This window comes from Saliphagus sp. GCM10025317 (genome assembly GCF_042663665.1).
Classification (GTDB): Archaea; Halobacteriota; Halobacteria; order Halobacteriales; family Natrialbaceae; genus Natronosalvus.
Map to the genome: position 1 here is coordinate 59,818 of NZ_JBHTAQ010000005.1, position 23,014 is coordinate 82,831.

Consider the following 23,014-nt stretch of genomic DNA (forward strand, 5'->3'; position numbering starts at 1 on the left):
GGTCTCGGCCAATCGGACCGGAACTATCGGCGGTCTCGCTCGTGTCGCCGATTCGATTCTGGCTCGAGGTCCGTTCGTCGGCCTTCCGATTCGTATTCTAAATTGCGTTCTGAATCGAGTTCTCGACGATCCGGTCCGCGAGAAGTGTCGTCCGCACTGCTCGTCGGCGTGAGTCCGAGTGATCGCTGGAGTCGACGCCGTTCGTCCGGGTATTCGGCAGCGAGCATCGACCCGACGAAACCGCCGACGGCCGCGCCGCCAATGGTGTAGAGACAGGTGGCGACGCCGAACGCAAGGACGAAGAACAGTACCAGAGCGAACCCCTCTACGGGGAATCCACTAAGGGCGGCACCGAAGCCGAACAGACCGAGGAACAGGAAGAGTACGCCGGCAATCGGTACAGTCATGATCGCCCCCGCGAGCGCACCCGAAACGGTCCCCCTACGAGCGTCGCGGCCTTCGAGGAATCCGGACGCTGCACCGCCCAGGACGGTCGAAAACGGGAGAAACGAGAGAACGACCCCGACGATCGCTCCGATGACGGCGTGAACTGGCGTCGACGAGCGGACCATACGCCAATGTAGGACGCCGAATTGGAAAAATACCGTGCCCCCCGAGATAGGTATCTCATATCTGACACTCGTGGTGAGCGTCGGTCCTCGAGAAACGAGGCGACGCTCAAGGGTAGAGACCCGACTAGCTCAGTTGAAATCCTCGGCGGTTGATGCAAACGACGTGCTGCATACATGGCGCGAATGTCGCACGAGTCAAAGGCCGATTTACGAGGGTAGCGAACGGCCAGTATAGGTGAGATAGGTATCGAATAGTTGTGGCTCAAATCACTCCTTGAAGTTGGAGTACCTATTTAAGACACCTTATTGTACTGACAGACAATACAGTATGAATCGTCGGGAACTTCTCGTTGCGGGTGCTGTGAGTGTCCTCCTCGAGACGGGTGGCTGCATCGCCAACCTCAATCCACAGCGTGAAAATTCAGCCAATTTTGACGATAAAAACTCCACTGATGAGAACGTTATCCCGGGCTGTACGTCGAAAGCGGAGTGGGTAGATGACCATACCAACGGCCCGTTTCCCGGTCCAGACTCGATCGCCGGACGTCGCAATTGTGCGAACGCGGATCGCCCCGAACCTACCGGGGATGTTTGTGAGACGTTCGAGTTAGAGAAGCCGAACGGTGAAATCGACGAGTTACACAGCGTGGGTATCAAGCCGTATCCGGAGCCACCGAGTACGTTCGACGAAGAATCGCTGATAGAGTACGTGTACGAGTACGAAGACGCCTACCAGCAAAATAAGGCCGTGTCGGAGTACGGGAAACGAGCAATTGGTGCTGGAGCAGAGACCCTTGACAATTGGGGAGATCCGACACGAGTTCTTGAGCTCTACGATGAGATTACGGTCATCGGCATCCGTTTCGCTCCACCCGTAAATTACAGATCACACGACGGGAATTTCGTCGGTGATGATAATTTCAGCGACGAGGCAGTCTACGGGGTCGATGAGACCGGAGTCGTCCGCCTCCATGAACGGTATTTCGGCGATGAGAGAGCGGTCGTAAAAGAGACGCCCGATCCAGTCGAAGACGGCGACCTCCTCGAATGCTTTTGATCAACACGTGTAGTGAGCGGATAGTTCACTGATTTCATCGTGAAATAACCGAAGTCGCTGTACTGAACTCATTCTATGTATTCAGCAAGACCGCTGAGAATTGTAAGCAATGAATGTTTTAACAAAGCCAAAGGACTCAATCTCGAGGGATCGAGAAGTGACGCAATCTCGAGCAAAAACCTTTGAACGCGCTGACATCGGACTTATGCACCAGCGCGTCGATATCTCGCACGATGGGACTGGATCGACGGTCGTACCTTCGCGTCGCAACCGGATCCACGACGCTCGCCCTGACGTCGCTCGCGGGCTGTGCCACCCGCGAATCGGAACCAGAGCCACAGGAGCCAAACGGCGACGACGAACCGGCCGAACCCGAGGACGAAGGCGTCCTTCGAGTCGCGACGACGGACGCGTTCGCCCACGGCGAGAATCCCGCCTCAGCCTGGCTCAAAACCCAGTTCGAGGAGACGTTCGACAACGTCGAAGTCAACTGGGTTATTCCCGAATCCGGCATCGGTCACTACGTCGAACGCGAGCAACGCGGATTTCTCCCGGACGTCGATGCCTACGTCGGCCTCTCGGCAGCCGACCTCGCGACCGTCGACCACGACCTCGAGGAGGGTGGCCTATTTCGCGAACTCAACCGGGATCGAATCGAGACGCTCGACGGTGTCGTCGACGAACTCGACCTCGAGGATCCAGACGAACGTATCGTCCCGGTCAGTACGCAGTACTCCTGTCTGATGGTCGATGAAACGCGTATCGACCCACCGACCAGACTCGAGGAACTCGGCGAATCGGCCTACGCCGACTCGCTGCTCACCCCGACGCCATCCCGCGGTCGCGGCGGCGCCTTCCTCGACTGGCTGTTCGAATCCGCCGGTCCAGACGACGCGCTGACTGTCTGGGCCGAGCTCGAGGACAACGGACTCGACGTCTACGACACCTGGGTCGAGACGCTGCTGGCGTACGCCGAGCGCGCTCGACCGATGACCGTCGCCTACGCGGCGGATGCGCTCGTGGCGATCGATCGGGCAGTGACGTCAGATACCGACGAGACGCGGGGGAGCGAGCAAAACGAAACTGATGGCCCGGACAATGCGACCGACGGAACTGGGGCCGATGGCGACGATTCCACCGATTCGGGTGCAGACGACGAGTCGGATTCGGACGGCGGCGGTTCCAACGGCGAGGACTCGAGCGCAGACGACGACTCGGGGGACGACTCAGACGGCGAAGCGACCGACGAAACGGCCGACGTCGGCGGCGACCCCGATCAGTACCAGATCACGTACCTCGACGGGGAGGCCTACGCCGAACCCCTCCAGATGGCCATCTTCGAAAACGCGATCAACGTCGACCTGGCCTACACGTTCCTCGAGTTCGCGCTCTCGCCGGAGATTCAGGCCGGACTCGCTCCACGCCTCGGGCAGTACCCGGTGCGCCCGATCGCCGAACTCGAGTTTCCCGAAGAGTTCGACGTCTACGCCGACTACGCCGAGGATCCGCCGTCCGTCGTGACGTTTTCGTACGAAACCCGCCGGGACGACCTCCCAGCGTGGCGCGGTGCCTGGGAGGAGGAGTTCGATTACTGATAACACCCCGGAAGAGCGCTGAAGCGGGCGCTGCGCGGAATTTCCTGTAGCGAGAAGTTTGAGACGTTTCGACGAGAAGTTGGGGCGTCGCGACAGGAGCTCGGGGCGTCGCGGCGGGAAGTCAGAGGCGACGCGGCGAGAACTCGAGAACATCTTGCCGCGAAAATTGGAATGCCTTACTGGCTCGACTCGAGCCGCTCGCGAAATCGCTCGAGGCCGAACTCGAGCATGTCGGGACTGACCGGCTGAAACTCGTCGTCGTCCGGAAGGAACTGACGAACCGAATCCCAGCTGTCGCGAGCGTACCGTTCGTCGAGCAGGATGCGGACACCAATGTCCTCGGGCGAGCGGATCACCCGACCGATCGCCTGCCTGGCCTTCCGAACCGCCGGGACCGTCAGCGCGTAGGTGAACCCGTCGCCGAACGCGTCGTCGTAGGCTCGTCGAATCGCCTTCGTCCGCGGACTCGCCGTATTGACGATCGGAACGCCGCAGATGACCGCCGCTGCGAGGCGATCCCCGCTGTAATCGACGCCCTCCGTCAGGGTCCCACGGAGGCTCGTGACGAGTATCTTACCCCCACCCGCGAAGAACTCGTCTTTCAGCGATTCAGTGGCGTCGTCGCTGCTCGAGGCATCGAGCAAGACGGACTTGTCGACTCCTGGACGCGCCTCGAGGACCGACGCGGCCCACTCCGCCTCGCCATAACTCGGCATTCCGACGAGGACGTTCCCCGGAAGTCGGGCGACCTGTGCCAGCGCGTCCGCGTACGCGGTTCGCGTCGGCGTCTCCTCGCCAGGCGGCCCCCGGTTGTCGTAGGTGAACTTCGGCACCGACACCGCGAAGCTCTCGCGATTAGCCTCGGGGAAGTGCAGGCCGTACTGCCGTTCGACGACCGGACGCCCTTCCTCGCGCGCGAGGTATTCGAGACCCGTGACCTCCCGGAAGGCGTCCATCGGCTCGAGAGTCGCGCTCATCAAGATCCCGCCGCCGAACGCCGACAGTCGCGACCCGATAGCGTCACTGGGAACGCAGCTGTGCAGGGCGAGTCGAGCCGTGTACGCTCGCCGCCAGGAGTCGGCCGGCTCCATCTCGTCCCAGGTTCGCTCGAGTTCGATTTCTCGGAAGTTCGTCGTGTGATCGCGACGGTACCACTCCCCGAGCAAGCGGCCGACGGCGGGCGAGGCCCGGGTCTTCTCCTCGTCCTCGGCCTCGTTGAGAATCCGCTCGACGACCGCGCCGACCGACTCGGCTCGCACCCAGATCGCGTCGCTGTACCCCGCCTCGGCCGCCCACTCGGAAATCTCGTCCTCGGCCGGCATCGTCGGGTCGCGGAGCGGGATTTCGTCGTCCTCGAGGGACGTCAGATCCGACTGCCAGGCTCGATTTGTCCGCTCCAAGTGGGCACGAACTCGACGGTCGAGTTCCCCGCGGAGGTCCTGGACGAACTCGAGGGTGCGCTCGAGTTCCTCGATCGAGACGTCGGTGTCGTTCAGTTCGGCGCGAACGAGGTCCGCGTCGGCTGTCTTCGAGCCACCCTGGGCCTGGCGACCCTCCTGGTCGAATCGAACCGGCTGGAGCACCCGCGAGAGTTCGGTTTCGGCGTCCCGAAGCGTGGTGTCTGCGACCATGTCGCTCACCAGATCGCGAACCCGGGGCTCGAGCATGTGTGCTTCGTCGCAGACGACGAACGTCGATTCGTCGAGTAGGGCGCCGGTGAACGCGGCGGTCGTCGTCGGGTCAAAGGCGTGGTAGTAGTTGCCGATGACGACCTCCACATGGCCCAGTACGGCCCCCATCACCGAGTGCGGGCAAGTGCCGTGTCGAACCGACCCAGCGACGAGATCTTCAGGCGTGAGCAGCCCGGTTTCGGTCACGTCGAAGGGAGCCGCTTCGACTGGATCGGCGTCGCTTCCCTCCTCCGGCAGGTCCTCGAGATACTGGGCGTAGAACGGACAGTACTCGACCTCGCTTCCCGCGGGGCCGCCGGTGTTGTACTCCGGCATCTCCGGTGGGTACGGCGTCGGTTCGCCCGCCGTCTCGAGATAGCGCGCGCCGGCGTGGCTGACGGACGATCCGCTCGTTCCTGCGCCGCCGTTTCTGCCATCGACACCCCCTTCGGTTCCACTGGAACTGCTGCGCCCGTGCCGGCTCCCGCGACCGCTATCGGCCAGGCCAATCTGCTGGCTTCGGGCCTGGGCGGCAAGCGCACCGGCCGTCGTCGAGCCACCCTCGCCGGTGAGGTCGCGCGTGCGATCGCGGAGGGTCTCGCATCGGTCGTAGACGTTGTCGTCACTGATTCCGCCTGCGTTTTCGCGGTTGTACGGGCAGACGTCGGCCTTGCCGACGAGCGTGAGTCCAGAAATCGGGTTCCAGTCGGTGGGCAGGTTCTCGTTGATCGTCTCGAGGTCCGTCTCGAACTGGCGCAGTTGCTGTTTGACGCTCGTGAGGACGAACACCCGTTCGTACTGGCTGTCGGGGTCACGAACGAGGTCGATGCCCGCCGTGAGTGCGATCATCGTCTTGCCGGTCCCGCAGGCTCCTTCGATGACCGTGTACCCGCCCTCAGTAGCGGTTTCGATGGCCGTCTCGATCCCGTCGACTTGCTCGTCGTAGGGTTCGTCGTGGCCGAACACTGGGCGCCAGTCCGTCATCTCCTCCGTACTCATCGTCGGTCGTGCATAGGGTTGACGGACTGATCTGGCCGCGGCATCGTATATAAAGGATCGGCAGCGGCGTTTGCAGTCGAAAAACGAATCGTCGGTCGGTAGCGACGAGATGAATCGTCGTCACGCGAGTTTGCAGTCGAATCGACTCGTAGGTTGAGCCCTGGTGGGCCGTCGTCTCGACTGGAACGCGAGGCGGTGCTGGTATGCAAAGCAGCGCTGGAAAGCGAGACTGCGCTGAAACGCGAGGCTCGCTAGAACACCACCTGACGATTCGGAAACCACCACTGTAACGCACCACAAAAGACACGGGCCGGCCATCGGAACGACCAGCCGCGACCCTGTATTCCCAGGTGGCCACCCCCCAGTGGCCACTCGAAGAGGCGATGGCTCGAAACGTAAACCTTTGGATAACTTTCACACAGTGAAACGACTGTGTCCAGGTTCACAGAGTAAGACGACGAACGTCCACGTTCACAGAGTGAAATGACGAGCAGCCGGCGACTCGAGGCGCGGGCACAATCAGAGCGCGTGCTTGTACGCCTCGAGTGTTCGCTCGACGTCTTCCTCGGTGTGGCCGTAACTGACGAACTGGCTCTCGAACTGGTTCTGGGAGAGAAAGATGCCCTGGTCACGCATCTCGCCCCAGAAGATCCGCCGCCAGCGTTCGGTTTCGGCTCGCTTGACGTCGGCTGCGTTCTTCGGACAGTACTCGTAGCGCGGACAGTCGGGATTCTGGCGACAGCCGGCTTCACACTGGCCCTCGAGTTCGTCCCGGGAGGGGCCCTCGCGCGTAAAGATTACTTTGAACATGCTGTCGGTTCCGACCACGGTGTAGTTCGGCGTCTGGTCCGCGAGGACGTCGGTGAGACCGGCCCGGAGCATCTCCCCGAGCCCGTTGACGTGGTCGTAGACGTCGTTTTCGGCCGCGAACGTGAGCGTCTCGAGTCCGGCGGCCATCGTCACGGGGTGGCCGGAGAAGGTTCCGGCCTGGAAGACGTCCCCGGTAGGTGCGAATCCCTCGATCAACTCGGCGCGGCCACCGATGGCGCCGACGGGAAACCCGCCGCCGATGATCTTGCCGAAGGTGGTGAGGTCGGGCGTGATGCCGAAGTGACTCTGCGCACAGCCTAGCCCGCCGACGCGAAAGCCGGTGATGACCTCGTCGAAGATCAGGAGCGAGTCGTGATTGTCGGTGAGCTCACGAAGGGTCTCGAGGTAGCCGTCGACGGGGTGGACGATGCCGTAGTTGGCGAGGATCGGTTCGACGAGGACGCCAGCGATGTCGCCTCCGTGTTCCTGGAAGACCTCGCGGACGGCCGCTTCGTCGTTGAACGGGACGGGAAGGGTGTGCTCGGCGAACGCCTGCGGGATGCCGGCAGAGGAGGGAGCGGGATGGTCGGCGTCGCCCTCGACCAGCGTCGACTCCTGGGCGCCGTGGTAGCCGCCCTGCATGATGACGATCTTGTTTCGACCGGTCGTTCCGCGGGCGAGGCGGACGGCCGAGACGGTCGCTTCCGTCCCGGAGTTGACGAACCGGATCTTCTCGACACTCGGGACGTGCCGGACGACGAACTCGGCGAGGTCGACCTCGAGTTCGGTCGGTGTACCGTACATCGGACCCTCGCTAGCGGCTCGCTGGACCGCCGCCTGGACGGGTTCGGGGAGGTCGTGTCCGAGGAGCAGGGGCCCGAGTCCCATGACCCAGTCGACGAGTCGATTGCCGTCGGCGTCGACGACGTGGCCGCCGTCGCCCTTCCGGACGAAAAAGGGATACGGCTCGATGGCCGCCCGGACGGCGGAGTTGACGCCGCCGGGCATGACGGACAGCGCCCGGTCGTACAGCGCGCGTGAGCGTTCGTCGTTCATGGTATGGTCGGCGCTTTGGTCGCGGACGGCAAAGATGTACCGAGGTCTGGTTCCGTCACGATCGGAGACTGGTGTGTTGGCGTTTGGATCGTGCCTGAAAGCGTAGTGATTCTCGAGTCGAAACGAAGGGGTGTTTGGTCCTACGTCGGTTCCTATTAGATGATTGATGTTAAAGGGAAGATGATTAAGTGAATTATTCTGAGGTGTTTGCCGGGGTTAGAACACCCCCACCCCTTCGTTTCGGGTGGAGACGGTCAGAGGGGTGGTGGGTTTCGTGGGCCGGGAGAGCCGGATCGGCGATCGAGTGGGGACGATTTCTGCTCGAGACGGCAGGAGAAGCCGTGAGAGTCGTGAATTCGGAGAGAACAGGCGGTCTAGTAACTCAAGCCGTCTAGAACGGCGTTTCTAGTAGAGTCTAGTAACAAAAACCAACCCACCTAGTAAGATGCGTTATTTGCTAGTGCTGCGGACTAATTTATCGGGAGGTATCTTAAACCTTCCCGTCCTAGAAACCCCTCCCACCCCACCCCTCCTTTTCGCTCTCCACCTGAAACAAAGGGGTGGGGGGTCCCCTCCAAATCCCTCTCCGAGAGATCGTGTTATCGTACCTCATGGAACGTGGTTTTCACTCACAAATCTCTCTTTCAATCTCCAGTCTCGTTGGGACTCCCGACATCGTCCGATTCCCCCTCTGCCAAACCTTCGTCCTCTACCACACCCCGTTCTTTCCAATCCTTCTCCTACTCCTGCCTCGGCTCCTCTCACTCTCTGCCCTTGGCTCGCCTCACCCTCCGCTTTCGACTTCTCCAGCGCTCTGCGTTCAATATCGAGACCTTCACTGACCACTTGAAGCGACAGCCGGTCGTCACCACTGGCTCGAGGCGACGACGGCCAATCGCTCCATGACCGGAATCCCCAACACAATTATACAGTTCTCGTCGTTCGTTTACGTGAAACTCCGGACGATTCCCATGACATCCGACTCTGACTCCGACTCCGACTCAACGGACGCTCGAGACGATCACGCAACCGTCCTCTTCAATCTCCTCGAAGGGAACGAACGACACGTCGATTCCCTCGCCGACGGCTACTTCGACGCCGTTCGAGACGAACAACACCCCGACGTCGTCACCATGTGCTGTTCGGATTCGCGGGTTTCACAGGAAGGCATGTGGTCGATCGACCGTCCTGGAGCCATCTTCACGCCGAGTACGATTGGAAACCAGATCTGGGACGTCGAGGACGGCGAGCGATTCGTCGACGGGAGCGTTCTGTACCCGATTCACTACACCGACACGGAGGCGGTCGCCGTCGTCGGTCACACCGGCTGTGGTGCCGTCACGGCTGCCTACGAGGTTGCGTCGGGTGACGAGGAACCCCCGGGCCCACGCGGGGTCACCAAATGGGTCGAGGCGCTCGTTCCCGTCGTCGAGTCGGGTCTCGAGAGCGAACTGGTAGATACCGATATTGGATCCGACGATGACGTTGATGCCGACGCCGACACCGGAATTATCGACCAGCTCGTCGAGTACAACGTCCACCGACAGGTCTCGTACCTTCGAATGGCGGAATCGATTCCGTCCTCAGTCTCCTGCTACGGCTTCGTCTACGATTTCCACGAAACCTACGGATCCGAACCGGGGCGAGCGTACCTGGTCAACCTCGACGGCGAAACCGACCCGCGAGCCATCGCGATGGACCTTCCCGATACGTACGCCGATAGCGTCTCGAGCCTGCTCTACTGACCACGATAGCCGCCGTCGATACGGACGACGATCCTTCTCACCCACGTTCCGACGGCCATCAACGATTCCGTACTCGGAAGTGATGTGTCACGCGGTAGGTTTCGTCTCGAGGTGAAGCGATCCGCGGGCCGAATCTCGAGGCGAAGTGAACCGCGGACCGAACGTTATTCGTCCTCGCGTTCGAACGCTCGAGTATGCCACAACCCCCGATCTGGGACTCGCTGTGGGGTTTCCTCGAGAACGACACCAACTTCTACTACGCTATCGGGTTCCTCACGATCGCCATCTTCGTCGCCGCGTTCGTCGCCGTCTCGCTGACTAGCTCGGTAGACCTCACCCAGGGCGGCTTCCTCGGAATCATCGCAGGGTTCTCCATGTTCATGCTGGTCTTTTTCGTCTCGATCTTCGCCCAGCGACTCGAGGACCAGGAGTAGCCACGAGTCGAGACGCCGCCAGAGTGTCTCTCGAGGTCTTTCAGCCACCCATTCCGGCTGGAGGCTACATCGGAACGGTTATCCGTCTTCCCCGACTCTCTTTAGAAGCAATGGCGAAAGGAACCGTTGATTTCTTCAACGACACTGGCGGCTACGGATTCATCGAGACTGAGGACGCGGACGACGACGTTTTCTTCCACATGGAAGACGTTGGCGGCCCTGACCTGGAAGAAGGCCAGGAAATCGAGTTCGACATCGAGCAGGCCCCCAAGGGCCCGCGCGCGACGAACGTCGAGCGCCTGTAAATCGGGAATTCACTGAGGTATCGCTTTTGAACTATATTTTTCGCTCGCGAGTGACGACGCTACCGTTCGCGCTCACTCTCGTGATTCGACACTAACCAGTCTCCAGTCCCTGATTCACGCTCGAGTCACGGGTACGTCTTCGGGTCCTCAGGTGCGATCCCAGAGGTCCTCGGGTAAAAACCTCGAGTACGACGAATCTTGCTCGACACGAAATGGTGCCCTCGTCGCGAGAACCTTCGTCGCCGGGCCCTCGCCGACGCGGACAAGCGTACCCAAACTGATCCGGGTTACAGAGTCCGAACCGTTTTGTCGCTCACGCGCTCACGACCGATATGGACGACACCGAATCCGCCGAACCGAATCCGGACCCTGAGCCGACGATTCGCCGTACCGACGACGTCGAGTACGAACCCGTCGATGCCGCGGACGGACTCAACAAAGGCGTCCTCATCGCGGCCGAACACGGGGCCCCGAACTTCGCGATTCGCCGGTTCACCCTCGAGGCCAGCGCCGAGGTTCCGCCGCACACGAACGCCGTCGAGCACGAGCAGTACGTCCTCGAAGGCGAGTACGTCGTCGGGATCGGTGACGAGGAGTACGACGTTGAAGCGGGCGACTCCCTCCTGATCCCGGCCGGAACTGTCCACTGGTATCGCAACGAAACCGACGCTGCGGGCGCGTTCCTCTGTGCCGTTCCCAACGGCGAGGACGAGATCGAACTCCTCGAGTAAGCGAACCGACTCATTTCGGTCGGCCTAAATCAGTGCACTTTTACGCTGTTAGGCTAGCCTAAAACGTATGAAATCGAATCGGACGCGACGGGCAGTCCTGGCGACTGGAACGGCGGCACTCGCCGGCCTCGCAGGGTGCGTGAGCGGTACCGACCGAGAGGGTGAGGGAGACCCAGATTCGAACGACGGGAACGGCACCGACGACGGCTCGGGGAACGAGAACTCGAGCGACACCGATGGAAACGAAGGCAACGGTTCCTATTCAGTCACGATGGAACCCGTCGGCACCCTCGAGTTCGACGAGCCGCCCGAACGGTGGGCGACGTACTTCTCCGGGTACGCGGACATGGGCGTCGCCCTCGGCGTCGGCGACGGCCTCCTCTCGGTCGGCAACGCGCCACGGTATCACACGCAGTACTACGACAAACTCGAGGGCGTCTCCGTCGAGAAGGACGACCTTGTCCAGCTAATCGGCGAGGGCGGCATCGACAAAGAGGTGTTCTACGATCTCGAGGCCGACCTCCACCTGATGGACCCGAACTGGCTGGTCAAAAACGGCGCGTTCAACCTCGAGCAGTCCGACGTGGACGAGATTTCGACGGAAATCGCGCCGTTCATGGGGAACGTCATCTTCCGACAGACCGACCCGTGGCACGACTACCGGTACTACTCCCTGTACGAGGCCTTCGAGATCGTCGCCCAGATCTTCCAGCGCGAGGAGCGCTACGAGGCGTTCGCGTCGCTCCACGACGAGTTCATCTCGGACGTTCAGGCGGAGCTACCGCCCGAATCCGAGCGCCCGAACGCCCTGCTCGTCTGGGGCGGCGAGGAGCCCGAAGCGTTCTCGCCATACCGGCTCGGTGAGGGGACGAGCAAGAAACAGTGGCGCGACCTCGGCATCGGGGACGCCTTGGAGGGAACCGGCGTCGATGGACTGAGCACGGACGACCGCGGCCAGATCGACTACGAGACGATGCTCGAGGTCGACCCCGACGTGCTCCTCGTGCGCGGACACGAAGCCAAGTCCGCCGAAGAATTCGAGGACTCCGTGCTCGCGTTCATGCAGGATCACCCCATGGCGAGCGACCTCACGGCCGTCCAGGACGAGCGCGTCTTCCGCGGCGGTCCGCTCTACCAGGGCCCGATCATCAATCTCTTCACGACGGAACGCGCCGCACTGGAACTGTTCCCCGACCGGTTCGAGGGCGATCTGTTCGACCGCGAGCGAGTTGCCGAAATCGTCACCGACGGGCCCTGAAATGGGTGATTCGAGGACGTCACAGGAACTGTCCGCACGACTCGAGAGCTACGGGTGGATAGACGCTCGACTGGTCGGAGTCGCCATCGCGAGCGTGGGAGTTGTGCTCGTCTCGCTGTTCGTCCAGGTGAGCTTTGGCGTGTACTCGATGTCCATCACGGAGGCGTGGTACGCCGTCCTCGACGCCGACGTCTGGTACGACGAGCGGGTGTTGCTGTCGTTCCTCCTCGGCGAGGATCTGATGCGGACTGTGCTGTTCGTGCCCGAGAGTTACGAACTCCCCAACCTGGCGAGGAACACGACGATCGTCTGGAACGGCCGCTTGCCGCGGGTACTCGCCGCGGTGCTGGTCGGCTCGAACCTCGCGATTTCTGGCGCGATCTTCCAGGCGGTGACCCGAAACGAACTCGCGAGTCCGTACATCCTCGGGGTCTCCTCGGGCGCCGGACTGGCGATCTTGCTCACGCTCGTGATCTTCTCGGGAATGGCTGCGTTGCTCCCGATTAGCGCGGCTCTCGGCGGTGCGATCGCGTTTGTCCTCGTCTACGCCATCGCCTGGAAGGGCGGAACTAACCCCGTTCGACTCGTGCTCGCGGGCGTGATCGTCGGCACCGTCTTCAATTCGCTCCAGACGGCCCTCCTCCTGTTCGCTCAGGACATGGCGACCGTGCAGACGGCCATCTCCTGGACGACCGGGACGCTCACTGGCGCGGACTGGGACGAGGTCCGTCTCGTCCTCCCCTGGACGATCCTTACCTCGATCCTCGCGCTGGCGGGCGCGAGACAGTTGAACGTCCTCCTGCTGGGAGAACGAACCGCTGGCGCGCTCGGAATGTCCGTCGAGCGCGCCAGATTCGGCCTCTCGGGAATTGCAATCGTGGCGGCGTCGTCGTCGATCGCCGCGGCGGGCATCGTCGGTTTCGTCGGACTCATTGTCCCTCACGCCGTACGAACGCTCGTGGGCTCGGATTACAAGCGCCTCATCGTGGGCTGTCTGTTCGTCGGTCCGGCGTTGCTGGTCACTGCCGACGTCGGCGCGCGACTGGGGATGGCTGTCCTCTTCGGCAGCACGAACCAGCTCCCGGTCGGTATCCTGACCGGCCTGATTGGCGGGCCGTACTTCCTGTATCTCATGCGCAGACGCAAACACCTGGGTGATCTCTAGCCATGAAACGCCTGCCAAACCTCCGCGGGAGCGCTCGAGAAGAGGAGACGAAATCGTCGGAATCGCCGGACCCGTCAGAACCACCGGAGTCGGATACCGACGGCAGTCCGTCCACCACCGACGAAACCACACACTCGAGTCGCGAACGAACCTCGAGCCCAGAAACCGACTCGACAACCGACGGTGCCGACGCGAAACCGGACGCCTCGGGCTCGAACGGCTCGAGCGCCCTGGACGCGACGCGAACGTCCTCGAACACCGTCCGACCCACGCGATCAGGAAGCGAACTCGTCGGCACGGACCTCGAGATCGGCTACCCCGACACTGACGAGCCAGTCGTCGAGTGCGAACGGATCGACCTGCCTGCAGGCGAGGTGACGGCGCTGGTCGGCCCGAACGGAAGTGGGAAGTCGACGCTCCTGAAGTCGCTCGCTCGTCAATTGGCACCCGACCGGGGAGCCGTCCTTCTGGACGGAGACGACACCGACGAGTTTGGGAAGAAGTCGTTCGCCCGGCAGGTCGGCCTCCTCTCCCAGGAACACGACTCGCCGGGGAGCATCACCGTTGAGGAACTGGTCTATCACGGTCGCTATCCCTACCGCGGGTTCTTCGACGCGGTCGACGAGGCGGACGCGGAAGCCGTCGACCGCGCCATCGATTTAGCCGGCGTCGATCACCTCCGCGAGGCAGACGTCGGGAGCCTCAGTGGCGGTCAGAAACAACTGGTCTGGATCGCAATGAGCTTAGCCCAGGAGACCGACGTCCTCTTGCTCGACGAACCGACGACCTACCTCGATTTACACCACCAGCTCCGGGTGCTCGAGGTCGTCGACGCGCTGACGACCGAACGCGACGTGACGGTCGGCGTCGTCCTGCACGACATCGGCCAGGCGGCCCGCTACGCGGACAACCTGGTGGCGCTCAAAGACGGCAGCGTCTACGACTGGGGGCCGCCGGACGAGGTGGTCACGGACGTCCTGCTCGAGGAGGTCTTCGGCGTGGTCGCGACCGTCGGCTACGGTGAAGAGGGCCCGATCATCCAGCCCCACCATCCGGTCGACCGCTGACGTCGCGCGAGCGCGTTCGAGGGTCGTCGGGATCGGCCTATTCGTCGCTCGACGTTTCGGCCGCGCAACGCTCACTCGAGCCGCGTTGAATGGGGACAAATCGGAGAAAACGTCCGTCAAATGGCGTCAAACCCTGGAAAACCGCTTCCACCGAGTTACTGCTTGAAGTGGGTCTGGCGACCAGAGCCGAGTGCAGTCATGAACCGAACAACGCTGATCGCAGCCGTGCTGGCAGTGCTCGTGATAACGACCGGCTTCGCCGCCGCAGTGCCCGGAAACGCGCCCACGTCCGTGGGTGCGGACGACAACAGTTCCGACGTTCCGGCGGACGATCGCGCCGAGAATGCGGACGATCGCGCCGAAGCTGGTGACGACCGCAACGCTGACCGCGCCGACGACCGACGCGGGAACGCCACTGGCGCCGATCGCGGCGCTGACACCCGACAGGGCCCGAACGCCGACCTCCCCGCGCAGGTTCCCGATCACGTTTCCGCGATCCACGACCGAATCGCAGCCTTCCTGAACGGCAGCCTCGAGGGGACGCTCGGCGAGGCGATACGTGACGTGACACCGGACGATGAGGAGGAGACGGACGAGCAGGAGTCCGACGAACGCGACGAACGTAACGAGGCCGACGACGAGACCGACGACGATACCGACGAAGGTGACGAGCAGGAAGCCGACGAAAACGACGAGACCGACGAAAACGACGTGACGCCAGACGATGAAGAGGAGACCGACGAGCAGGAAGCCGACGATAGCGACGAAAGCGACGATAACGACGAAGGACGCGAAGACACGGAAGACGCTGATGACGACGTCGAGGAGTCGAACGACACCGACGAATAAGGCCGATCCTTCGACCCACTCTACGGAGTCATCGACTCTCGAGGTGGACGTAATGGATCCTGAACCCCGTCCAACCTGAGACGTTCTTCCGACCTTCGAGGCTATTCGATACCGTCTCGACCGGCTGTTTTACAAAATCTATACGTAACCGAATCAACTCGAACCGGCTGACAGCTCCTTTCCAATCGAAGTTCGATTCGATACCTGCGATACGAACTCCGTTACCAGCACATCGACTCTCGTTCTCACTTTCGTGTATTTTAAGCGATGTGGCAAGCATCGACTCGTATGAACCGTCGCGTCGGCGCAATTGTCCTGGTGGTCTTGCTCTGCTTCTCCGGCGTCGGACCGACGGCCGGCGTATTCGGGGTGGCCGCGGCCGGGGCGACACAACCCGAATCGAACGCGTTCCAGCAGGACCGGATCGACGCCGACGAGGTCCGAATGGACGTCGCTATTCGGCCCGACGGGACCGCCGAGTGGACCCTCGAGTTCTGGATTCGTCTCGACGACAACGAGAGCGAGGCAGCGTTCGAATCGCTGCGCCAGGACATCCGCGACGACCCCGACAATTACACGCAATCGTTCGCCGACCGGATGACCGAGACGGCCGCGACGGCGAGCGAAGCGACGGGTCGGGAGATGACCGTCGACGGATTCGATGTGGAGACCCAGCGGCAGTCACTCTCGCGGGAGTACGGTGTTGTCAGGTACACATTCGACTGGCACGGCTTCGCCGCCGTCGAAGACAGCGAAATCCACGTGGGCGACGCCATCGAGGGAATCTATCTCGACGAGGGAACGCGATTGCTCGTCGAGTGGCCCGAAGGCTACGAACGCAGCACGGTCGCACCCGATCCCGACGACGAACGCGACCGCGCGGTGATCTGGCGCGGCGGCGAGACCGATTTCGTCTCCGGGGAGCCTCGAGTGATCCTCGCCGCCGGTGGCGGTTTGAGTACGACGACCATGGTCGCAGTCGCGCTCGCCGTCGTCGCACTCGCCGCTGGTGGAGCCTGGTGGTATCGAAATCACGACCAGCCAGCCGGCCGGGACGGCGCCGGAGGGGATACGGTCACCCATCCAGGTACGCAGACGACGGATCGGTCCGACGAGACCGGCGCTCACCTCGCCGACTCTGGGGATGAAGCGGGAACTCGAGACGGACCAGCGTCTGAACCGCCGGCCGATCAGTCGACGTCGTCGGCCAACCAGCCAACGTCGTCGCCCGATCAGTCGACGTCGCCCGCCGCCGGGACTCCAGACATGGAACTTCTGAGCAACGAGGAGCAGGTCATCAATCTCCTCGAGTCACGCGGCGGCCGGATGAAACAGCAGTCGGTCGTCGAGGAACTGGACTGGACGGACGCGAAAACCAGCAAAGTCGTCACCGGCCTCCGAGAGGAGGGTAAACTCGAGTCGTTCCGGCTGGGTCGGGAAAACGTGCTCTCGCTTCCGGAGGCAGAGGGTCCAGGAGATGTGGATTCCGGGAATGACGACTCGTCGGCAGCCGGCGGTAACGGCGGTGACGGACGACAATGATCCGTTCGGTCGTCAGTCTCGAGCCCGCGGCGCCGGGATCGTCAGAATCACCAATATCGACGAAATCGATAGACGGAACCGGATCGAAAATGGCGTTGAATCGCGTTGATGGTCGTTGACCCGGGGCCATCGACTCCAACGTATATCATCGAACCAGTACAATACCCACCAATGAATCGACGCACATCGATGGCACTGACGGTTGCCCTCCTCGTCGCGGCGGTAGCGGTTCCGCTCGCGGCGGCGAGCGTCGTCCCGAACGGCGCCGTCCAGGAGGGATCCGACGCCGAGAACGAATCGATCGCCCCCGGTGAACAGCTATCGGCAGCCGTCGGCGTCCAGGACGCCGAACTCGAGGGCGACGTCTCCGAACGAGCGTTCGGTCTCGAACTGGCGAACGCCGAGTCCGACGAGGCGAAGGCGGCGATCATCGCCGAGCGCCACGGAGAAGACGAAGCGCGCCTCGAGAAACTCGAGGGGAGACTCGAAACACTCAACGAGTCCCGCGAGGCGGGCGAGGTCAGCGAAGGGCACTATCGCGCGGAGGTCGCGAAGGTCGTCGCCGAGATGGGGAGCGTCGAGCGACGTGCTGCCATCGGCGCGACCGCCGCCGGTGAGTTGCCGACTGACGTTCTCTCGGCACAGGGCGTCGACGTCGACGAGATTCGGACGCTCCGGGAGCGAGCCGGCGAGCGTGGTGGTCCCGACGTCGCAGCGACGGCGCGGTCGATCGCCGGTGAGGGGGTCGGCCAGCCGACGGACGATCGGTCGCCCGACGGCGGCAACGAAACGGCTCGAGACCGTGGGAACGAGACCTCTGGAGACCGCGGAAACGAGAGCGCTGACGAGGGATCGTCGAACGGACGGTGATCTTGTGTTCTCGTCGAACAGACAGTGATCTCGCGGAGTCGTCGAATGGACAGTGACCTCGAGAGACCACCGACGGTGCGGTTCAGCACTGGCACTGACGTTCGAAGCCGGTTCTCGTTCCGCCCTCGAGAGGAGGATCTTCTCTTTGACAGAACGGTCATTGCACAGCACACCTCTAACTATGGTTTTTATAGCATAGCCACATTGGGGGATCGACCGAGTCCGAACCGCTCAAGTACGCTACGCTGTTACTGACGGGCGTGTCAAAACAGGTCCCCGAGGTCGAGACGCTCTTTTGTCACGAGACCGGGAACGACTACCTCGTGGTGGTCACCCGGGACGGAAAGCGGCTGTTCCGGGCAAAACTCGGCATCTCGGAGACCTCGGCAGGACCACGACCCGCGAAATTTCGCGTCAAGCGCAACTCGAGCGAAGAGCCCCGTCAGCCTGACGAGTTCGTTGACCTCGCTCGCCGCACCGGCCGCATCCGCATCTCCGAGCAGACGTCCCGGGAGGGACGCCGGGAACTCGAGGAAATGTTCGCGGGCTACCAGCTCGAGGAGAAGACGAAGGTCGTCCGGACCTGTCGGTACTGCGCGTCCTCGGGCCAGTACTCTCCGATCACCACCGAGACGGCGATCAAGGATGACGAGGACTGGATCTGCACCGACTGCGCGGCTCGCGAACTAGAGCGGGAACTCTCTTACGTCGGGAACGTGACGGGGGCGGCGAAGGACCGCCTCGAGGAGCTGATGCTCGAGGTGCAGGACCTCCAGCGGATCACGAACCTGCTGAAGGGGCGACTGGATCCGGACCTCACGAAGTTCGACACCATCTCGGCGACGACCGACGAGGTCGATTCGGTGGGTGTCGACACCCTCAACCTGCATCCGGGCCTGCAGACCCTGCTCGAGGACCGGTTCGATACCTTGCTTCCGGTCCAGAGCCTCTCGGTCGAGAACGGTCTCTTCGATGGGGACGACCAACTGGTCGTCAGCGCCACGGCGACGGGAAAGACACTCGTGGGGGAACTCGCGGGGCTCAACCGCGTGCTCAACGGCAAGGGGAAACTGCTCTTTCTCGTGCCCCTCGTCGCGCTGGCCAACCAGAAGTACGAGGACTTCCAGGACGAGTACGGCCACCTCGTGGACGTCTCCATCCGCGTCGGCGCGAGCCGAATCGCCGACTCGGGCAACCAGTTCGACCCGAACGCGGACGTCATCGTCGGCACCTACGAGGGGATCGATCACGCCCTCCGGACGGGCAAGGACATGGGTGACATCGGCACCGTCGTCATCGACGAGGTCCACACGCTGAAGGAAGAAGAGCGAGGCCACCGCCTCGACGGCCTCATCTCGAGGCTGAAGTACACGACCGAAAAGCGCGCGGCGGCCCGCGAGAACTACGACGGCGCCCAGTGGATCTACCTATCGGCGACCGTCGGCAACGCCGAACAGCTGGGTCAGGCGCTCGAGGCTACCCTCATCGAGTTCGAGGAGCGCCCGGTTCCCATCGAGCGCCACGTCACATTTGCCGACGGCCGGGAGAAGGTCAACGTTGAGAACAAACTCGTCAGGCGGGAGTTCGACACCGAGTCCTCGAAGGGGTACCGCGGCCAGACGATCATCTTCACCAACTCCCGCAGGCGGTGTCACGAGATCTCGCGAAAGCTCGAGTACAACGCGGCGCCGTACCACGCGGGACTCGATTACCGGCGGCGAAAGCGCGTCGAGAAGATGTTCGCCGACCAGGACCTCGCGGCGGTCGTCACCACCGCGGCGCTGGCCGCGGGCGTCGACTTCCCGGCCTCGCAGGTGATCTTCGACTCGCTGGCGATGGGGATCGAGTGGCTCTCGGTCCAGGAGTTCCACCAGATGCTCGGGCGGGCGGGGCGCCCGGACTACCACGACCAGGGGACCGTATACGTCCTCGTCGAACCCGACTGCAGCTACCACAACTCGATGGAGATGACCGAGGACGAGGTGGCCTTCAAGCTCCTCAAGGGAGAGATGGAGCCGGTGATGACCCACTACGACGAGGACGGCGCCATCGAGGAGACCCTGGCGAACATCACGGTCGGCGGGAAGGCGGCGAAGGCGCTCAACGACCGGATGCTCGGCGAGGTGCCGACGACCCACGCCATCGGCAAGTTGCTCGAGTACGACTTCATCGACGGCTTCTCGCCGACGCCGCTGGGGCGAGTGGTGACGGAACACTTCCTCTCGCCCGGGGAGGCGTTCGCGATCGTCGACGGCATCCGCAAGGACGCTCACCCCTACGACCTGATCGCTGACATCGAGTTGCGGGAATCCGATCTGTAGCGGTTTTCGGGTCTGCCGACGCCTGAGACTGGCCCGTATCGGTCTCCCGTCGCCCGGTGCGGAGAACGACACAGTCGCGAGGGTAAGGTAAGAGCTTAGACGACACCGAGTCCACGGGGATAGTCGGTCAGGTTCTCGTACCCCTCTTCAGTTACTACGACGAGATCCTCGAGCCGGACACCTCCGACTCCGCGCTCGTAGAGTCCGGGTTCGACGGTGACGACGTGGCCAGGTTGCAACTCGCCACCGCCCCAGCCAAGTTTGGGCTGTTCGTGGACGTCGAGACCAACACCGTGGCCGGTGATGCTCGTGAAGCCGTCCTCGGTGGACTCGTCGGTTCGAAGCGTCGGGTATCCTTCGCGTTCGAAGACGTCACAGACCGTGTCGTTCACCGCTTTTCCAGTCACGCCAGGTCGGATCGCCCCCAGTGCCGCCTCGTACGCTTCGCGGGTCAGGTCGTACCACGCTTTGATCTCCGCTCTCGGTTCGCCCTTCACGAACGTCCGCGTCATGTCCCCGAAGTACCGCGACTCTTTGTGACGCGGGAAGACGTCGATGATGATCGGCTCGCCTGCCTCGATCGGTCCCGACCCGACCGCGTGGGCCCGTGCGCCTTCCGCTCCCGAGGCGACGATACAGTCGCTCAGTCCACAGTCCTCCTCGAGAAGCGTAACTTCGATCGCTCGACGGATTCGTTCGCTCGACAGAACCTCACCGTCGAGACGTAAGACACCCGCTTCGACCGTTGCGCGTTCGAGCATTCCCTCCGCGACCGCCATTGCTTTCTCATTGGCCCGCTGGGTCGCTGCGATGTGCTCGATCTCTTCGTCGGTTTTCACCGCCCGGATACTGGCCACGGTGTCGGCGTAATCCGTGACGACCTCGACGCCCTCGTTGCGCAGGACGTCCGCGGTCGCGTTCGGAAAGTACGGAGGGACGGACACGGAACCGATTTCGTTCTCGGAGACGAACGCTGCGGTTGCGAGTGGGGCGGCTTTCACCGGTCCGTGTTCGACGACCAGCTCTCCGTAATCGAACTCGGAGCGCCTGCGGATACTGTCACCGTCGCTTTCGGCGCGCGCTCGTGAATAGACGAGGTCGGGGACGAGAAGCCGAATATCCCCGTCGGTATACAGCGTCGTAAAGTCGCCCATCGCGTGAAACCCCGAGAGATAATACTGGTTGCTGTCCTCGCCGTCGGCGTCGATCAGATACCCGTCGGTTCCTGTCTCCTCGAGAAATGCCGTGAGTCGTGGATGTGCGGGAGTCACATCGTCGAAACTAGGAGGACGAGCAATAACTTCTAACGAGATGTGTTACCAACCAACGCCTGAAAGCGCATTTTGCCCCTTCGGATGTCGAAGCCCCTCTGTGCGAGACGGGAGTCGAAATGAAGGACCGGGTTGCACTTTTTGGGAACCTCCACCGAGTGGCCTCTCGGTATGCTGAAGCCGTAGAGCTCAGGGGGACCGAAATTCGAGACCAGTTCGCCGCCTCCCACACGCTTATTCGCGTTCCTGTGTAATTTCAACCCATGACGGATGTACTGATCGTCGGCGGCGGTCCGGCCGGATTGAGCGCGGCGCTGTTCACCGGAAAGAACGGCCTCGAGACAACCGTCTACGACACGGACGCGACGTGGATGCACAAGGCCCACCTGTTCAACTACCCGGGCGTCCAGTCGATGGACGGGTCGCAGTACATCGAGATCCTCCGAGAACAGGTCGACGACTTCGGCGTCGACCGCCAGCAAGGCGTCGAAGTCACGAGCGTCGAGTCGACGGACGACGGCTACCGCGTCACGACCGAGGACGGCGAGGAGACGGCGCCCTATCTCGTGCTCGCGACGGGTGCCAACCGCGACCTCGCGGCGGACCTGGGCTGTGAGTTCACGGACGACGACGTCGTCGACGTCGACATCACGATGGAGACCAGCCTCGAGAACGCGTACGCGACGGGGGCGGTGTGTCGCGCGGAGGAGTGGCAGGCGGTCATCTCGGCGGGCGACGGGGCGGCGGCGGCGCTCAACATCCTGACGAAGGAGAAGGGCGAGCACTACCACGACTTCGACGTCCCCGACGACGCGGCGTAACTGTTCGGTTCGCTGGTGGTCGACGGCGACGACTAACGCGCCTCGAACCGCTCGAGTCGTCACTCCTCCCGAACCCCGCTCTCCGACCCTTCGAGTTCCGGTACCAGATCCGAGCGCCCCTCATAGGTATCGTTGTAGTCACTTACCGCCGACCGCCCGCCACAGGGTCGGCGATCGGCGGAAAATTGTTACAACATTCCCTATCAGTTTTCGCCGTTGTCGATCGCCGTCTCGAACCCGTCGTCGGTCCGGACGACGCCAGCGGCACAGACGGCGTGTTCGAACTCGGCCTCGAGCGCCTCGCTCGCCGCGTCCAGGGCGTCCGTTGGTTCGAACTCGAACGCTTCCGGCGTATTTTTCTCGTAGGTGGCCACGAGCGTCGGCTCCTCGACGGTTTCGACGAGCAGGGCGTCCCGACGGACGGTGGCGATCAGGGCCTCGCCGTCGGCGTCGATGGTCGCCGCGATGCGGGGCGTGTCGTAGTCGTCCTTCTCGAAGTCCAGCGCGAGCAACGCCGTGGCGAGGGCGTCTCGAGCGGGGTAGCCCAGCTCGAGTTTCTCCGCGATGGGGTCGACGTGGGAGCCGTTACCGAAGGCAACCGTTTCGCCGGTCGGCGTCTCCACGACGCGCAGGCAGTTGTAGGCGACGTAGGGGTTGTCCGTCTCGGGCGCGTCGGGAGTGGGGCCGACGGTGAGCGCGTCCTCGCGGGCAGTAATCTGGCGATTGGGGAACGAACGGGAGGAGACGCGGTAGGCGCCCGCGTCCGGGCCGACGACGACGAATCGTCCGACGTACATACGCGTTCGTGTGCATCTCGAGGGAAAATAGATGTCGATGTATGCACGACCGTCCCGCTTCGGCACCGCCATTCGTTAT

19 protein-coding genes are annotated in these 23,014 nt (G+C 62.7%); 14 read left to right on the forward strand and 5 right to left on the reverse strand.

Going from position 1 to position 23,014, the window contains the following annotated elements:
* Positions 1-23 precede the first annotated feature (23 nt).
* Complete coding sequence (locus ACFQS4_RS02455; protein ID WP_497902128.1) at positions 24-572, reverse strand: DUF5518 domain-containing protein; 549 nt, start codon at positions 570-572, stop codon at positions 24-26.
* A gap of 328 nt (positions 573-900) precedes the next feature.
* On the opposite strand from ACFQS4_RS02455, the gene ACFQS4_RS02460 reads away from it, so the two are divergent.
* On the forward strand, positions 901-1,629 hold the full coding sequence (locus ACFQS4_RS02460) for a hypothetical protein (RefSeq protein WP_497902129.1): 729 nt from the start codon (positions 901-903) through the stop codon (positions 1,627-1,629).
* Positions 1,630-1,862: 233 nt separating this feature from the next.
* Positions 1,863-3,224 (forward strand): ABC transporter substrate-binding protein, encoded by a 1,362-nt coding sequence (locus ACFQS4_RS02465; protein ID WP_497902130.1) that lies wholly within the window; start codon positions 1,863-1,865, stop codon positions 3,222-3,224.
* Between the two features lie 176 nt (positions 3,225-3,400).
* Here ACFQS4_RS02465 and ACFQS4_RS02470 read toward each other — a convergent pair whose 3' ends face one another.
* The gene (locus ACFQS4_RS02470) at positions 3,401-5,878 is read right to left on the reverse strand and encodes an ATP-dependent DNA helicase (protein WP_497903134.1); all 2,478 of its coding nucleotides are present in this window, start codon (positions 5,876-5,878) and stop codon (positions 3,401-3,403) included.
* Positions 5,879-6,412: 534 nt separating this feature from the next.
* Positions 6,413-7,759 carry a glutamate-1-semialdehyde 2,1-aminomutase gene (gene hemL / locus ACFQS4_RS02475; RefSeq protein ID WP_497902131.1) on the reverse strand — a complete coding sequence of 449 codons (1,347 nt, stop codon included), beginning with the start codon at positions 7,757-7,759 and terminating at the stop codon, positions 6,413-6,415.
* Positions 7,760-8,730: 971 nt separating this feature from the next.
* Between hemL and ACFQS4_RS02480 the strand changes: the two genes are divergently transcribed.
* From ACFQS4_RS02480 to ACFQS4_RS02530, 11 genes are all read left to right on the forward strand, one after another.
* The gene (locus ACFQS4_RS02480; protein ID WP_497902132.1) at positions 8,731-9,504 is read left to right on the forward strand and encodes a carbonic anhydrase; all 774 of its coding nucleotides are present in this window, start codon (positions 8,731-8,733) and stop codon (positions 9,502-9,504) included.
* A gap of 194 nt (positions 9,505-9,698) precedes the next feature.
* Positions 9,699-9,938 (forward strand): hypothetical protein, encoded by a 240-nt coding sequence (locus ACFQS4_RS02485; RefSeq protein WP_497902133.1) that lies wholly within the window; start codon positions 9,699-9,701, stop codon positions 9,936-9,938.
* A 110-nt stretch (positions 9,939-10,048) separates the two neighbouring features.
* Positions 10,049-10,243 (forward strand): cold-shock protein, encoded by a 195-nt coding sequence (locus ACFQS4_RS02490; protein ID WP_252701219.1) that lies wholly within the window; start codon positions 10,049-10,051, stop codon positions 10,241-10,243.
* A 332-nt stretch (positions 10,244-10,575) separates the two neighbouring features.
* Positions 10,576-10,974, forward strand: coding sequence for a cupin domain-containing protein (locus tag ACFQS4_RS02495; protein ID WP_497902134.1), 399 nt, complete (start codon positions 10,576-10,578; stop codon positions 10,972-10,974).
* Positions 10,975-11,041: 67 nt separating this feature from the next.
* Complete coding sequence (locus ACFQS4_RS02500) at positions 11,042-12,232, forward strand: ABC transporter substrate-binding protein (RefSeq protein ID WP_497902135.1); 1,191 nt, start codon at positions 11,042-11,044, stop codon at positions 12,230-12,232.
* A gap of 1 nt (position 12,233) precedes the next feature.
* Positions 12,234-13,397 carry a FecCD family ABC transporter permease gene (locus ACFQS4_RS02505; RefSeq protein ID WP_497902136.1) on the forward strand — a complete coding sequence of 388 codons (1,164 nt, stop codon included), beginning with the start codon at positions 12,234-12,236 and terminating at the stop codon, positions 13,395-13,397.
* Positions 13,398-13,399: 2 nt separating this feature from the next.
* Positions 13,400-14,464: an ABC transporter ATP-binding protein gene (locus ACFQS4_RS02510; RefSeq protein WP_497902137.1), complete on the forward strand. Its 1,065-nt coding sequence runs from the start codon at positions 13,400-13,402 to the stop codon at positions 14,462-14,464.
* 198 nt (positions 14,465-14,662) lie between these two features.
* Complete coding sequence (locus ACFQS4_RS02515; protein WP_497902138.1) at positions 14,663-15,313, forward strand: hypothetical protein; 651 nt, start codon at positions 14,663-14,665, stop codon at positions 15,311-15,313.
* 288 nt (positions 15,314-15,601) lie between these two features.
* The gene (locus tag ACFQS4_RS02520) at positions 15,602-16,855 is read left to right on the forward strand and encodes a DUF7345 domain-containing protein (RefSeq protein WP_497902139.1); all 1,254 of its coding nucleotides are present in this window, start codon (positions 15,602-15,604) and stop codon (positions 16,853-16,855) included.
* A 171-nt stretch (positions 16,856-17,026) separates the two neighbouring features.
* Positions 17,027-17,725: a hypothetical protein gene (locus ACFQS4_RS02525; protein ID WP_497902140.1), complete on the forward strand. Its 699-nt coding sequence runs from the start codon at positions 17,027-17,029 to the stop codon at positions 17,723-17,725.
* 260 nt (positions 17,726-17,985) lie between these two features.
* The gene (locus tag ACFQS4_RS02530; RefSeq protein ID WP_497902141.1) at positions 17,986-20,046 is read left to right on the forward strand and encodes a DEAD/DEAH box helicase; all 2,061 of its coding nucleotides are present in this window, start codon (positions 17,986-17,988) and stop codon (positions 20,044-20,046) included.
* 95 nt (positions 20,047-20,141) lie between these two features.
* On the opposite strand, the gene ACFQS4_RS02535 is transcribed toward ACFQS4_RS02530, so the two are convergent.
* On the reverse strand, positions 20,142-21,317 hold the full coding sequence (locus tag ACFQS4_RS02535; protein WP_497902142.1) for a M24 family metallopeptidase: 1,176 nt from the start codon (positions 21,315-21,317) through the stop codon (positions 20,142-20,144).
* A 263-nt stretch (positions 21,318-21,580) separates the two neighbouring features.
* Between ACFQS4_RS02535 and ACFQS4_RS02540 the strand changes: the two genes are divergently transcribed.
* Positions 21,581-22,138: an NAD(P)/FAD-dependent oxidoreductase gene (locus ACFQS4_RS02540; protein ID WP_497902143.1), complete on the forward strand. Its 558-nt coding sequence runs from the start codon at positions 21,581-21,583 to the stop codon at positions 22,136-22,138.
* A gap of 203 nt (positions 22,139-22,341) precedes the next feature.
* On the opposite strand, the gene ACFQS4_RS02545 is transcribed toward ACFQS4_RS02540, so the two are convergent.
* Entirely contained in the window at positions 22,342-22,935 is a 594-nt protein-coding gene (locus tag ACFQS4_RS02545) for an IMP cyclohydrolase (protein ID WP_497902144.1), read from the reverse strand.
* Between the last annotated feature and the right edge of the window lie 79 nt (positions 22,936-23,014).

Coding starts and splice junctions, on each gene's coding strand:
- ACFQS4_RS02455 (WP_497902128.1), bottom strand. CDS start 572: ATGGTCCGCTCGTCGACGCCAGTTCACGCCGTCATCGGAGCGATCGTC.
- ACFQS4_RS02460 (WP_497902129.1), top strand. CDS start 901: ATGAATCGTCGGGAACTTCTCGTTGCGGGTGCTGTGAGTGTCCTCCTC.
- ACFQS4_RS02465 (WP_497902130.1), top strand. CDS start 1,863: ATGGGACTGGATCGACGGTCGTACCTTCGCGTCGCAACCGGATCCACG.
- ACFQS4_RS02470 (WP_497903134.1), bottom strand. CDS start 5,878: ATGACGGACTGGCGCCCAGTGTTCGGCCACGACGAACCCTACGACGAG.
- hemL (WP_497902131.1), bottom strand. CDS start 7,759: ATGAACGACGAACGCTCACGCGCGCTGTACGACCGGGCGCTGTCCGTC.
- ACFQS4_RS02480 (WP_497902132.1), top strand. CDS start 8,731: ATGACATCCGACTCTGACTCCGACTCCGACTCAACGGACGCTCGAGAC.
- ACFQS4_RS02485 (WP_497902133.1), top strand. CDS start 9,699: ATGCCACAACCCCCGATCTGGGACTCGCTGTGGGGTTTCCTCGAGAAC.
- ACFQS4_RS02490 (WP_252701219.1), top strand. CDS start 10,049: ATGGCGAAAGGAACCGTTGATTTCTTCAACGACACTGGCGGCTACGGA.
- ACFQS4_RS02495 (WP_497902134.1), top strand. CDS start 10,576: ATGGACGACACCGAATCCGCCGAACCGAATCCGGACCCTGAGCCGACG.
- ACFQS4_RS02500 (WP_497902135.1), top strand. CDS start 11,042: ATGAAATCGAATCGGACGCGACGGGCAGTCCTGGCGACTGGAACGGCG.
- ACFQS4_RS02505 (WP_497902136.1), top strand. CDS start 12,234: ATGGGTGATTCGAGGACGTCACAGGAACTGTCCGCACGACTCGAGAGC.
- ACFQS4_RS02510 (WP_497902137.1), top strand. CDS start 13,400: ATGAAACGCCTGCCAAACCTCCGCGGGAGCGCTCGAGAAGAGGAGACG.
- ACFQS4_RS02515 (WP_497902138.1), top strand. CDS start 14,663: ATGAACCGAACAACGCTGATCGCAGCCGTGCTGGCAGTGCTCGTGATA.
- ACFQS4_RS02520 (WP_497902139.1), top strand. CDS start 15,602: ATGAACCGTCGCGTCGGCGCAATTGTCCTGGTGGTCTTGCTCTGCTTC.
- ACFQS4_RS02525 (WP_497902140.1), top strand. CDS start 17,027: ATGAATCGACGCACATCGATGGCACTGACGGTTGCCCTCCTCGTCGCG.
- ACFQS4_RS02540 (WP_497902143.1), top strand. CDS start 21,581: ATGACGGATGTACTGATCGTCGGCGGCGGTCCGGCCGGATTGAGCGCG.
- ACFQS4_RS02545 (WP_497902144.1), bottom strand. CDS start 22,935: ATGTACGTCGGACGATTCGTCGTCGTCGGCCCGGACGCGGGCGCCTAC.